The organism is Citrobacter sp. S-77, assembly GCF_963864895.1.
Taxonomy (GTDB): domain Bacteria; phylum Pseudomonadota; class Gammaproteobacteria; order Enterobacterales; family Enterobacteriaceae; genus Citrobacter; species Citrobacter murliniae.
Window position 1 is genome coordinate 3,368,722 of the sequence record NZ_CAWLWU010000002.1, and the last position, 13,114, is coordinate 3,381,835.

Sequence of the window (13,114 nt, forward strand, 5' to 3'; positions counted from 1 at the left end):
GTGAAGTTGTGAAAGTCATCATTGTTGAAGATGAATTCCTGGCCCAACAGGAACTTAGCTGGCTGATAAAGGAGCACAGCCAGATGGAGATTGTCGGGACGTTTGACGATGGTCTGGACGTGCTGAAATATCTGCAGCATAACCGCGTCGACGCTATTTTTCTGGATATCAATATTCCCTCGCTGGATGGCGTACTACTTGCGCAAAATATCAGCCAGTTCGCGCATAAACCCTTTATTGTGTTTATTACCGCCTGGAAAGAGCATGCCGTTGAAGCGTTTGAGCTTGAAGCGTTTGACTACATTCTGAAACCATACCAGGAATCGCGGATCGTTGGCATGCTACAAAAGCTGGAGGCGGCCTGGCAGCAACAGCAAGCAGGTACGACGCTCACCAGTCCCGTAACACGTGAAAATGACACGATCAACCTGATCAAAGATGAGCGGATCATCGTGACTCCAATCAACGACATTTATTACGCTGAAGCCCATGAAAAGATGACCTTTGTCTATACACGGCGCGAATCGTATGTCATGCCGATGAACATCACCGAATTTTGCAGCAAACTGCCCGCTTCACATTTTTTCCGCTGTCACCGTTCTTTTTGTGTAAACCTCAACAAAATTCGCGAGATCGAACCGTGGTTCAATAACACCTACATTCTGCGGTTAAAAGATCTGGAATTTGAAATCCCGGTCAGTCGGAGTAAAGTGAAAGAGTTCAGACAGTTAATGCATTTATAGCGCTTATCCTACAGAGATAGAGTGATGAAAGAACCAGGCTTGCCCGCAGACCAACAGTTTTTTGCCGATCTGTTCAGCGGCCTGGTGTTAAACCCACAGCGGTTGGGTCGCGTGTGGTTTGCCACTCAGCCAGCCAATTTACCGACCAGCAGTTTGTGCATTGACCTCCCGCGCCTCGATATCGTGCTACGTGGGGAGTACAGCAATCAACTGGAAAAAAAACAGCACAGTCTGCCGGAAGGCGACATGTTGTTTATCCCTGCCAGAGCGGCTAATTTACCCGGAAGCGATAAACCGGTTATGTTGTTGAGTCTGGTGTTTTCTCCGGCGTGGCTGGGGTTGTCTTTTTACGACAACCGCACCGCCTCACATTTGCGTCCGATTCGCCGCATTGAGTTGCCACATCCACAGCGTGGTGAAGGTGATGCAATGCTTACTGCATTAACCCATTTGAGCCGCTCTCCTCAGGCACAGGATATCATTCAGCCCCTGGTGCTCAGCTTGCTGCATCTGTGCCGAAGCGTGGTCAATACCCGCCCGGACACACAGCGACCGCGCTCAGAATTTCTCTATCACAGCATGTGTAACTGGGTACATGACAACTATACTCAACAGTTGACCCGGGAAAGCGTGGCACAATTTTTCAACATCACTCCGAATCACTTATCCAAGCTGTTTACCCAGCACGGCACGATGGGATTTGTCGAGTATCTCCGCTGGGTCAGAATGGCGAAGGCACGCATCATCTTACAGAAGTATCATCTGCCAATTAGCGAAGTGGCACAGAGGTGCGGATATCATGACAGTGACTATTTTTGCCGCCTGTTCCGGCGTCAGTTTGGCATAACTCCAGGAGAATACAGCGCGCGTTTTCAGTAGTTCGGGTACGAATTAAATGTTGAAAGAAGTTCACTGTACAATTCTGCTGATAAAATCAGCAACCAGATCTCTGGCAATTTCCGCGTTCCTGCAGTCAAAGTTTTCCCCGTAAGGATCACTAAAGCCATGGTGGCTGTTGAGTATATGACATGTGACGGATGCTTTGTCGCTCAGTTGACGTTGCACTAAAACAGGATCAAAAGACTGTTCAAACTCAGCAAAAATAACCAAACAAGGACAAGGTGGAATAATATCAGCATAGTCCCTGATGCGAGAGCCATAGTAACAAACAACACCATCACACAATTTACTTTCAGCAGATAACCAGGCAATTGTGGCCCCCACGCTGAAGCCTATTACTATGATTTTCCTGTAGCATGGGCGAATCGTACTGAGCAAAGAAACGACTCCTGAAGGATTAAACCCAGAATGGTTTATAAAGTATCTGTAAGCTTCATCTTGTTGTGAGTATAAAAAAGGTGCTTTATTTTCCAGTAGAGAGGGGCAATAAACATCAAATCCTTTGTTATGATACTCATTACATACCTTTTTTATATGATCGTTAACACCATATATCTCATGCAAAACAACGATGGCATTTTTTTGTTTTTTAATGAATTTTAACATTACCCCTCACTACCTATTCTTAGCTAAAGATTCTCAACTGCAGTTTAAAGTCGGGTATTGGGTGAGATTTCAGCATGACTTGTCAGATGTAAATACATTTTCCCAGTCATAATCACCTGATTCTTCATATGAGTGTGGCCAGTGACGACACCACTCTGGGACGTTTGGAATTTCGACTCTATCAATACCCGGTATATAAGGTTTGATATCCAGTATCGGAGAACCATTAAAAGCATCCAGCCATGCTAAACCAATGACTCCTTTATCATGATCTATATATGTCACTTGTGAACAATCGAGTGCGACAGGGTTTGGACGATAAGGAGACCGTGTTGCAAATGTTCCTAATACATCAGGACCATTTTTATAGGGCTGATGCTCTGTCATTTTACTTCGGTCCATAGGATTGTCACAGAAGGATAGCCACCATAGGACCTGTATGTGACTAAACCCATCAAGGCCAACGAGGGCAGGAATATACTTATGTTCCAGTACCAACTCCACTGTGCCATTTTCAATGCTGATGACTCCAATTGTATCCAATCTAAGGTTTGCCATATCAAGCTCCATTTTTAGCATTGGTTTACGAAAACATCACAACATCCATACCCATAGTGGCAGTACTTTTTTTATACTTAAAGGACTTTTTTCGAGATCGTTTAGCTTTTGATCCATATCTTTTTACCCAGGTTATGTAAGCACAATCATTCAACTTTATTTTGACGAATTTCAGGAATTTATTGGAAGATGCCATCAATAATGATGGCAAAAAGAAGAATTAGATGCATAGCTAACATCAGCATGTCATGCTTTCATAAAAATAATCAGTTGAGGATGTCGTCAGTAACTTTTCTTTAGAGTAGCTTTGTAAGTCATTGCTTGTTATAACCACTACGACCAGTTGAGGAAATGGAAGATAAGAATGAATAATATCAATTGTGTTTTAGAAAATTATCTCAATACATACAGCACATTGCTTACAAAAATATTTCTTGTACTCCTTCTGATACTTTGGTTCCGCACTCTTCTATTAAGACGAAGAAAAAAACAAAGTTCTGTAGCTGCAATCGCGGCAGCCGACGCCAGAGAGCGTTACCAGTGGCGTTATTTTCGATGGTCATTACAATCAATACAGATCGCATTCTATCTGTATCTTACTTGGTCAATAATCAAGTATCTATTGACATGATTAATCCATCTATTAATGGATATGATGAGAATCAGACACTGCAATGCTTGCAGTGTTGTTAACCAATACCGTAAACAGCCAATGTAATTTTGGCTGTTTACGGTTTGTTCATAAACGATACTGATGAAAAAAACCACTAAAAATAGTGACTGGCTCTATTTTGTATCTTCACTTTGGTTCTCTGAACGCTCTATCTCACGATACCAGCGTGGATGGTGCTTCTTCGCCCAACGTCGGCTGACTTTTCCTTCGATCATGCCTTCTATAGATCCTTTCACCCAAAATGCCATATACATGTGGATTAGAATAGCGTGGATCAGAACGATAGCTGCCGTAGCGTGAATAAGTAAGCTCCAGCGAACAACGTTAATCGGGAAATAGTGGGCAAAGTAGGGCCGCCAGATAATGACCCCAGTGGCCAACAGCACAAAGATCAGACTCATTATGCTCCAGAACATCATTTTCTGACCGGCATTATATTTGCCGACATCAGCGACTTTATGTTCATTCCCCTTCAGTACTTCAACAATACCTTTAATCCAGGGAAGATCCTGTTTATCGGGGATGTTGTGATGTACAAAGCGAACGAACATAAACATCAGCACGATAAAAATCACCACTCCAAAGAATGGATGTAGGATCCTGCCCATTTGCGGCGTACCAAAGGTTTCGGTGAGCCATTGCAACGTCGGGAAAAACAGCGCAACACCAGAGAGTGATACCAGGAAGAAGCTAATTACTACCGTCCAGTGGCAGGCACGGTCGATAAATTTAGTACGAAGTATCATTTTGCTTTTACTCATGACCGCTATCCTCCTCATCATCAACCTCTTTGTTCGGTCCGACACCTATGTAGTGGTAAATCAGTCCAGCAAAAGTGGCGATAAATCCAGCAGCGGAGAGTGGTTTGAGAATACCTTTCCAAAGGTTCACCGGCGCGGCAATTTTCGGGTCATCCGGCAGATTGTGGTAGAGCGAAGGATGGTCTGCATGGTGCAGAACGTACATCACATGAGTGCCGCCCACGGATTGTGGGTTGTACACCCCCGCCTGGGCATAACCACGTTTTTTAAGCTGCATCACGCGGGTTTCTGCCACATTGAGCATCTCTTTTTTGGTACCAAACTGGATAGCGCCGGTTGGACAGGTTTTCACGCAGGCTGGCTCCTGACCGACACTAACCCTGTCGACACACAGTGTGCATTTGTAGACGCGATTATCCTCTGGATTGAGTCGCGGAATGTTGAACGGGCAGCCGGCAATGCAGTAGCCGCAACCAATACAGTGCTCAGACTGAAAGTCGACAATTCCGTTAGCATACTGAATGATAGCTCCGGCAGACGGACATGCTTTCAGGCATCCTGGATCCTCGCAATGCATACAACCATCTTTGCGAATCAACCATTCCAGCTTGTCGTTATGAGTGGTTTCACTAAAGCGCATCACCGTCCATGACTTGGCGCTGAGATCAGTTGGATTGTCATAGACGCCGTTGCAATAGCCCACTTCATCGCGGATATCGTTCCATTCTGAGCAGGCTACCTGACAGCCTTTGCAGCCAATGCAGGTGGTGACATCAATTAATTTTGCTACTTCTGCACGGTAATCGCGTGCGTGCGGCGGCGGCGTGATGCGATTTGTCGCCGAGCGTTTGATAATATCTTGTGATTGCATAGCCATGAGTTCTTTCCCTTATGCCCTCTCGATGTTGACCAGAAACGCTTTATATTCCGGCGTTTGCGAGTTGGCATCACCAACAGATGGCGTTAACGTGTTGGCGAGGAAACCCTTGCGCGTTGCACCTTCAAATCCCCAGTGGCAAGGGATACCAACGGTATCGACCTGCTTACCATCTATCGTCAGCGTTTGCAGGCGTTTAGTTACCACCGCCTTCGCTTTGATAAAGCCTCGTTTTGACATCACTTTCACAGTATCACCCGCTGCAATGCCTTTTTTGCTCGCCAGCGTTTCACCAATTTCGATGAACTGGTCAGGCTGGGCGATAGCATTCAGCAATGCATGCTTGGTCCAGTGGCGGAAAAGTTCAGTAATGGAATAAGTCGTGGCGACATACGGGAAGGCGTCAGCTTTACCCATATTGTCGATATCGCCACGGTAGATACGCGCAACCGGGCTGGAGATAACCTCAGGATGCAGCGGATTGGTGCCAATAGGTGACTCAATGGGTTCGTAATGTTCCGGGAACGGCCCATCGTTCATTTTGTCTATAGAAAACAGACGCGCGACGCCTTCCTGATTCATAATAAACGGCCCGACATTGCTGCCCGGTTCGGCCTGACTGTAATCGGCAACGTCCATACCTGCCCACTTTTTGCCATCCCAGTGCAGCAACGTACGCTTTGCATCCCACGGTTTTCCAGCGGGATCGGCAGACGCACGGTTGTAAAGAATACGGCGGTTCGCTGGCCACGACCATGCCCAGCCAGGGGTACACCCCAAACCATATGGATCGCTGTTATCACGGTTAGCCATCTGGTTGCCCTGCTCCGTCCAGCTTCCGCAGTACACCCAGCAGAAACTACTGGTAGAGCCATCATCGCGAAGCTGCGCAAAGCTGCTGAGCTGCTGGCCTTTTTTAGCGATGAGTTGCCCTTTATCGTCATAGAGATCCTGAAGTGCCATCCCATTTCCCTCGCGGGCAACTTCTTCCGGATGCGGGTCGTACGGATCTTTATAGTCCCAGCTCATGTTCAGCAACGGTTCGGGATTGGCTCCGCCTTCTTGCTGATAAAGTTCACGCAAGCGCATAAACAGGCGCCCGAGGATTTTTGCATCATGCAATGCTTCGCCAGGCGGCTCTGCTGCCGCCCAGTGCCACTGTAGCCAGCGCCCGGAGTTGGCAATAGAACCGTCCTCCTCCGCAAAGCAGGATGATGGCAACCGGAAGACTTCAGTCTGGATATCTTCCGGCTTCACGTCATTCATCTCACCGTGATGCTGCCAGAAGTTCGACGATTCGGTCGCCAGTGGGTCGATAACCACCATATATTTCAGTTTCGCAAGCGCACGGGAGGATTTGTTTTTATCAGGAAACGCCGCCAGCGGGTTGAAACCTTGTACGATGTAGCCGTTAATCTTGCCTTCCAGCATCAGCTCAGCCTGGGTCATCACGTCATATAGACGATCCCATTTCGGTAGCCAGTCATAGCCCCAGTTATTCTCAGCAGTAGCGCGATCGCCCCAGAAACTTTTCATCATGCTGACGAAGAATTTTGGTGTATTTTTCCAGTAATTCACTTCATTCACGCCAAGCGCAGGCGGGGTAACCTGCGAGATATAGGTCTGGTAGTCAGGTTGTTTTTCGGAAGGCAGCGGCATATAGCCAGGAAGGTTAGTCGAGAGCAAACCGAGGTCGGTGTAACCCTGAATATTCGAGTGGCCGCGCAAAGCGTTGACACCGCCGCCCGCCATACCGATATTGCCCAGCAACAACTGAAGCATCGCTGCTGCGCGGATAATTTGCGCTCCGGCGGAATGGTGCGTCCAGCCCAACGCATACAGGATTGTCGCGGTGCGATTCGGAACGCTGGTACTGGCGAGGATTTCACAGATTCGGTTGAAATCTGCCACCGACGTACCGCACAGTCGGTTAACCATTTCAGGTGTGTAGCGGTCGACGTGATTTTTCAGCAAATTCCACACGCTGCGTGGGTGAGTCAGCGTTTCATCGCGCAGGGCATTGCCCTGTTCATCCAGTTGATAGAACCAGCTGGATTTGTCGTACTGCCTTTTTTTCGCATCATAGCCGCTAAAAAGGCCATCGTTGAACTGATAGTCATCGCGGATGAGCAAACTGGCGTTGGTGTAGTGCCGCACATACTCATGTTGCACGCGATCATTTTCCAGCAGATAACGAATCACGCCAAGCAGGAATGCAGTGTCGGACCCTGCACGGATCGGCGCATAAAGATCGGCAATAGCGGCGCTACGGTTAAAGCGCGGGTCAACCACCACGACCGTAGCGTCGTTTTTAGTTTGTGCTTCTATCACCCATTTAAAACCAACCGGATGTGCTTCGGCCGCGTTGCCCCCCATAATCAGCACCACGTTGGCATTTTTAATATCGACCCAGTTATTGGTCATCGCCCCACGACCAAAGGTCGGTGCCAACGCAGACACGGTTGGGCCGTGGCACAGCCGGGCCTGGCAATCGATAGCCACCATTCCCAGGCTACGGGTAAATTTGCCGTCGAGAATTCCGGTTTCATTACTTGCCGCCGAGGAGCACAACATACCGGTTGTGGTCCAGCGGTTAACGGTCACACCCTGGGGGTTTTTCTCAATAAAGTTTGCGTCACGGTCATCTTTCATTAATCGAGCAATTCGATTAATCGCATCTTCCCAGCTGATTCGCTGCCATTTATCAGAGCCCGGTGCACGATATTCAGGATACTGCAGGCGCGTTTCGCTATGAATATAATCCAGAACGCCCGCACCTTTCGGGCACAAGGAGCCGCGACTTACAGGATGATCCGGATCGCCCTCAATATGGTAGATGCTTTCTTTGACATTTTTGGCCGTATCGCCAAGGCTGTACATCAACATGCCGCAGCCCACTGAACAGTATGTACAGTTATTCCGCGTCTCTTTTGCTTTTAAGAGTTTATATTGACGGGTTTCCGCGTGAACGGAAAAAGATGATAAAAATCCGAGGGATGCAACAGTGGTTCCTGCCATACCGCCCGCGCAGATTCGAAAGAACTGCCTCCGGCTTAACTCCATGTGTCCTCCAGCTTAAACTTAAGACATGAAAAGGGATGATTATTATAAGGTTAATATGCCGTATAGACCATTGTTATTATATGGTTATAACAAGCAAGAGAAGCCACTATCGGCGGTAGAATGGAAATGGTTTACTGCGTTTGGGTATCTGAAAGGCGGAAATGTGATCAATGGGTCGTTAAACGCTATTTCATGTGCCACTGCCTGCTGAATCCGGCCTGCAAACGTACCCGTCTGTAGACCGGATTCGACGTCGTTTGCGTCTCTACCCGGCATTTATCACAAACTCAAAACGTCAATTCGGCCTCCAGCAAGGCCAGAATGCTTTCGGCATCTTGCGCTGCAAACAGTGACTGGCGAAACTGCTTATTTACCAGCTTGCGCGCCAGCTGCGAAAAGACCTTCACGTGGTTAATACCCTCATCGGCTCCCAGCGTTAGCATGATCACCAGTTCAACGTCCCCCATCTCCGACTGCCAGTCGACCGGCTGCGCAAGCCGGACAATGCTGATGCTGGAGTGACGGATCCACTGGGATTTTGTATGTGGAATAGCCACGCCAAAACCAACGGCGGTCGTGACAATCTCTTCCCGCTGCCAGACATCCTCTTCAAGCTCAAACGGGTGTTCCGTTCGCCCATTTACGCCGAGATTGCCGCACAGGAACTGAATCGCCTGTTCTTTATTGCTCAGTGGTTCGCCTACAAAAATGTTCTCCAGCGCCAGCAACGGACGGACATCTTTTTGCGGTGCAAACTGATTCAGCAACGCTTCGATCTCCTGCGCGCTGCGACATTCGCAGGCCCGCAGAGCGAGCTCCCGGCACGCCTGGCTGTCCAGTTCACGTAGCTGGCTTTTCACGGCCGGAATACGCGGGCTACTCATACTCAATTCGTCGAGTCCTAAACCCAGCAACAGCGGTAAATAGCGCCCTTCTCCGCCTAGCTCACCACAGATCCCCACCCATTTGCCGCGATCGTGCGCCACGCTGACGATTTGCTGCAGCATCCGCAGAAACGACGGCGTAATCGGGTTATACAGCGGCGAAACTCGCGGGTTATTACGATCGACCGCGTACAGATACTGGGTCATGTCGTTTGAGCCGATGCTGAAGAAATCAACTTCGTCACAGAAGTGATCGATGATGTAACACACTGACGGCACTTCAACCATAATCCCCAACGGAATGGCCGGGGCATGGCGTAATCCCTCAAGTTTCAACTCAGTTATCGCTTTTTGCAGTTCACTTTTCACCCACAGGATCTGGTCAAGACTGTGCACCATCGGAATCATCAGTTGCGCGTTACCAAAGGCCGCTGCACGAAAAATGGCGCGTAGTTGAGTACGGAACAATCCGGCAAATTCGGGATAAATTCGCACCGCGCGATAACCAAGGAACGGATTGTCTTCCTGAGGAATATTGAGATAACGGATATTTTTATCGCCACCAATATCCATGGTGCGAAAAATGACCGGTTTGTCGCCAGCGGCCAGTAACACCTGCTGGTAGGCTTCAAACTGCTCCTGCTCGTCAGGCGCGCTGTCTCTGTCCATAAACAGCATTTCAGTACGAAACAGCCCAATACCCTCCGCACCATTAGCAAACGCTCCTGGCGCTTCCAGCGCAGTACCGATATTCGCTGCGACATCAATGCGCTGATTATCTTTGGTGAACGCAGGCTGTGCGGCATCAAGCGCCTGCCTCCGCTGGCATTCATCCGCCAGCTTTTGTGCAATCCCATAATACCCACGCACAGCATCGTTTGGGTTAATCGCCAGTACACCGCAGCGGGCATCCAGTACCGCATGCTGACCCGTATAGCGGCTAATTGCCTCCAGAGGCAGGCCGCTGAGCACAGGGATCGCCGACGCGCGAGCCAGAATCAGGGTATGCGATGTGCGGCCCGTTTTCTCAAGGATCATGCCGGACAGATGCTGCAAATTGAGGCTTAAAAACTGACTGGGGGTCAGGTCTTCGGCAACCAGTATTGTCGGTTGTTCCAAAATCAGTGCATTACGCGGACGTCTTTCGGGCCAGGTAATGTGCAGCAACTGCTCGCTGATATCACGGATATCGCTGACCCGTTCACGCAGGTAGTCATTGCCGGAGGCTGACAGCTTGTCACACACCTGTTCCATATTGGCGATAATCGCCGCGCCTAATCCCAGATGCTGCTCAAGCATCAGGCGACGGATATTGCCGGCAAACCCATCATCCTGAATCAAGGACAGGTGTGCACTCAGTATGGTTTTACTCTCACCGTCACGCTCTCGCAGCTGCTGATTAAGCTGTTCAGCCAGCGTCACCAGGCTATGCTCCAGCCGGGTATTATCCTCCGCGCTCGCCGCTATTGCCCGATAGACTTCCAGATTATCGCTCTGCCAAAGTGTTAACGAACCAGCCCCTACGCCACCAGCCAGCACATTGCCATACAGCAAATCCGGGTTAAGGCGGATCAGCGAACGTGGCAACGGATGAGCTGCCAGCTCTGAGAACGTGGGCTGGACACTGTCACTGTCAATAAACCGGTGCTGGAGATACTCTTCCAGCGCCCGCCTGGCCTGTTCTTCATCGCTACCGGTGATGGTTAAACTGCAACTGTCGTTAAACAGCGTTCCGGTGCCAATCAGTGCCAGCGAACTTTTCGCATCTGCCCGGGTATTCTGGCGATGATTGATAAATATCACCTCACTTTGCCACTGGCTACAGTGCTCTTTTAGCTCCCATGCCGGACGTGCATGCAGGCCATTGGGTAACGGGCAAAAAAATTGAATCGTGAGCATAACAACTCCTGGTTAGCGCAAAATCAGCACCTGAAATCCGTCAGATGAACAACGGTTTCGCGCGTAAGATGTGAAATAAGAGCCGACAGCAGTTGTTGCGTTTGGCTGATGTCACGGCAATCTGCAATCGACGCAGCGCAGTGCCCATGGCGTGTAGCTGGCCCCAGCACAACCGTCGGGATCCCTGTGCCGCTGACATGAACAGCCCCACCGTCGGTGCCACCGTTACTGAACATATCCAGCTGTAGCGGTATACCCGTTTCATAAGCGACGTTTTCAACCCATGCTGTCAGTTTTGGTGGGGCAATAAGTGACTTATCGCTCAGCACCAGCATCGGCCCTTTGCCGAGCTGTCGATGATTCGCCGCACCATAATCAAAGTTTTTTGCCCAGCAGGCCGTGTCCAGCACAATGGCTATGTCCGGTGCAACCGCACGCGCCGCCGTTTGTCCTCCACGTAACCCAACCTCTTCACTGGAGCTGGCCACCAGCCAGACTTCACAAGGCAGTTCAGCGCCATGCCATTCACGTAACAGCGCTATCAGCAGATAACACCCGAGCCGATCATCAAAGGCTTTTCCCATTACCCGCTGGTGTGGCAAAACCTGAAAAGTAGTGTCATAAGTGACGCGATCGCCCGGACGGACGCCAGCCTGAATGACCTCGTCATATGAGCGCGCGCCAATATCCACCCGCATCGCGCTAACATCATTGCCACTACGTTCTCCGTCAAGCAGCCCAGGGATTTTGCTCTCCTCTCGGGTGGTAATCCGCACCAGTTGCAGTTGCCTGGCCGCCATCCGCACATTTCCTACCGGTAAAACATCAATCGCCCCTTCGCTGGAGATACTGCGTACAATAAATCCCACTTCATCCATATGCGCGCAAATCATCACTTTCGGACCTGTCGATTCATTGAGTCGAATCAGTACCGAGCCAAGGCCATCAAAGCGCACCTCTTTATGCAGACGATCAGCCTCATCAAGTAAGATCTGACGAACCTCTTGTTCTGAAGACGCGATGGCATCCGCCTCACTCAGCGCTTTCAGCAGCGATAAATCCATTACGCCTCTCCCGTATGTAACAATGTTTTCGACATGCTGTAGAGCACCTCACCGCCGTCTGGCGTAACCAGCACAACATCCTCAATACGCACTCCCCCTTGCCCCGGCAGGTAGATACCCGGCTCAACGGTAAGCAACATGCCAACCGCCAGTGAAGTCGTATCTGTCGGGGAGAAGCGAGGGTTTTCATGGACCTCAATACCGATAGCGTGTCCGGTGTTATGCCCAAAGTAATCACCATACCCCGCGTCGGTAATGACCTGGCGAGCGGCGGCATCCACCTCATGGCAGTGCACTCCTGGGCGAATTGCCGCCACCGCTGCACGGTGTGCGGCCAGAACAATTTGATAAACGGGAAACAGAGCGCTTTCTTCTGCCGGTCCCGCACCAGGGACGCGAAACGTTCGCGTCATATCCGAACAATATCCCTGGTACTGTGCGCCAAAATCCAGCGTGATAAATTCGCCCGCTTCGACAAGCTTGTCGCTGGCTTTTCCATGTGGCAACGCGCCGCGCCAACCGCTGGCGACAATGGTGTCAAAAGAGATCTTTTCCGCACCAAGTGTGCGCATATACCATTCCAGCTCAGCGGCAATGGCTCGTTCACTGAGGCCTGGCTGAATAAAACGACGAATGTGTTCAGCACCGAGATCGGCAATCCGGCAGGCCTCGCGGATACAGGCAATCTCCTGTGCCGTTTTAACCTGCCGAAGAACATCCGGTACCACGCTCACCAGTCGGGCGCGCAATTTACCTGACCACATGTGCGCCGTTTGCCAGCTAACCTGCTCTCCTTCGAAGCCCAGCGTATCCAGGTTTTCGTCATCAATGATTTGATTCACCCGCGAATACAGCGTCTGCGCCCCATCCAGTAAATGGAGCTGGTAGCCACATGTACGCGCCGCGATATCGGTGTAGTAACGGGAATCCACCAGGATATGTGCTTTTTTATGGCTGATAAGCACAAACCCAGAACTGCTGGAGATACCCAGATGCGGCTGTTTATTCTGCCGCGATGAAAGCAGCACGGCGTCCAACCTTTGCGCCGTTAGCCATTCGCGCAATGAGGCAAGTAAACTCATGATG

The 13,114-nt window shown here is 49.9% G+C and carries 10 protein-coding genes; 2 read left to right on the forward strand and 8 right to left on the reverse strand.

The window, feature by feature from the left end:
• The first annotated feature begins 8 nt into the window (after nt 1-8).
• Nucleotides 9-743, forward strand: a complete 735-nt coding sequence (ypdB, locus tag AACS05_RS16715; protein ID WP_045445801.1) for a two-component system response regulator YpdB — start codon at nt 9-11, stop codon at nt 741-743.
• A 24-nt stretch (nt 744-767) separates the two neighbouring features.
• Nucleotides 768-1,622 carry an AraC family transcriptional regulator gene (locus AACS05_RS16720; protein WP_045445804.1) on the forward strand — a complete coding sequence of 285 codons (855 nt, stop codon included), beginning with the start codon at nt 768-770 and terminating at the stop codon, nt 1,620-1,622.
• Nucleotides 1,623-1,652: 30 nt separating this feature from the next.
• Here the strand turns inward: AACS05_RS16720 and AACS05_RS16725 are convergent, their stop codons facing one another.
• The 8 genes from AACS05_RS16725 to ypdF form a co-directional block, all read right to left on the reverse strand.
• On the reverse strand, nt 1,653-2,249 hold the full coding sequence (locus AACS05_RS16725) for a dienelactone hydrolase family protein (RefSeq protein ID WP_045445807.1): 597 nt from the start codon (nt 2,247-2,249) through the stop codon (nt 1,653-1,655).
• Between the two features lie 69 nt (nt 2,250-2,318).
• Entirely contained in the window at nt 2,319-2,807 is a 489-nt protein-coding gene (locus tag AACS05_RS16730) for a TrmO family methyltransferase domain-containing protein (RefSeq protein WP_045445811.1), read from the reverse strand.
• A 786-nt stretch (nt 2,808-3,593) separates the two neighbouring features.
• Nucleotides 3,594-4,241, reverse strand: coding sequence for a formate dehydrogenase-N subunit gamma (gene fdnI / locus AACS05_RS16735; RefSeq protein ID WP_045445814.1), 648 nt, complete (start codon nt 4,239-4,241; stop codon nt 3,594-3,596).
• Complete coding sequence (gene fdxH / locus AACS05_RS16740) at nt 4,234-5,118, reverse strand: formate dehydrogenase subunit beta (RefSeq protein WP_045445817.1); 885 nt, start codon at nt 5,116-5,118, stop codon at nt 4,234-4,236. The genes fdnI and fdxH overlap by 8 nt, the downstream gene beginning before the upstream one ends.
• Nucleotides 5,119-5,130: 12 nt before the next feature.
• Nucleotides 5,131-8,181, reverse strand: coding sequence for a formate dehydrogenase-N subunit alpha (gene fdnG / locus AACS05_RS16745; RefSeq protein ID WP_071829001.1), 3,051 nt, complete (start codon nt 8,179-8,181; stop codon nt 5,131-5,133).
• Between the two features lie 287 nt (nt 8,182-8,468).
• Nucleotides 8,469-10,964 carry a phosphoenolpyruvate--protein phosphotransferase gene (gene ptsP / locus AACS05_RS16750; protein ID WP_045445820.1) on the reverse strand — a complete coding sequence of 832 codons (2,496 nt, stop codon included), beginning with the start codon at nt 10,962-10,964 and terminating at the stop codon, nt 8,469-8,471.
• Nucleotides 10,965-10,987: 23 nt separating this feature from the next.
• Nucleotides 10,988-12,028: an aminopeptidase gene (ypdE, locus tag AACS05_RS16755; protein WP_045445823.1), complete on the reverse strand. Its 1,041-nt coding sequence runs from the start codon at nt 12,026-12,028 to the stop codon at nt 10,988-10,990.
• A complete protein-coding gene (ypdF, locus tag AACS05_RS16760) occupies nt 12,028-13,110 on the reverse strand; it encodes an aminopeptidase (protein WP_045445826.1) in 1,083 nt (360 codons plus the stop codon). The genes ypdE and ypdF overlap by 1 nt, the downstream gene beginning before the upstream one ends.
• Nucleotides 13,111-13,114: the final 4 nt, after the last annotated feature.

What these genes read in the sequence shown, in the direction of transcription:
- AACS05_RS16720 (WP_045445804.1), top strand. Translation starts at nt 768, where the DNA reads ATGAAAGAACCAGGCTTGCCCGCAGACCAACAGTTTTTTGCCGATCTG.
- AACS05_RS16725 (WP_045445807.1), bottom strand. Translation starts at nt 2,249, where the DNA reads ATGTTAAAATTCATTAAAAAACAAAAAAATGCCATCGTTGTTTTGCAT.
- AACS05_RS16730 (WP_045445811.1), bottom strand. Translation starts at nt 2,807, where the DNA reads ATGGCAAACCTTAGATTGGATACAATTGGAGTCATCAGCATTGAAAAT.
- fdnI (WP_045445814.1), bottom strand. Translation starts at nt 4,241, where the DNA reads ATGAGTAAAAGCAAAATGATACTTCGTACTAAATTTATCGACCGTGCC.
- fdxH (WP_045445817.1), bottom strand. Translation starts at nt 5,118, where the DNA reads ATGGCTATGCAATCACAAGATATTATCAAACGCTCGGCGACAAATCGC.
- fdnG (WP_071829001.1), bottom strand. Translation starts at nt 8,181, where the DNA reads ATGGAGTTAAGCCGGAGGCAGTTCTTTCGAATCTGCGCGGGCGGTATG.
- ptsP (WP_045445820.1), bottom strand. Translation starts at nt 10,964, where the DNA reads ATGCTCACGATTCAATTTTTTTGCCCGTTACCCAATGGCCTGCATGCA.
- ypdE (WP_045445823.1), bottom strand. Translation starts at nt 12,028, where the DNA reads ATGGATTTATCGCTGCTGAAAGCGCTGAGTGAGGCGGATGCCATCGCG.
- ypdF (WP_045445826.1), bottom strand. Translation starts at nt 13,110, where the DNA reads ATGAGTTTACTTGCCTCATTGCGCGAATGGCTAACGGCGCAAAGGTTG.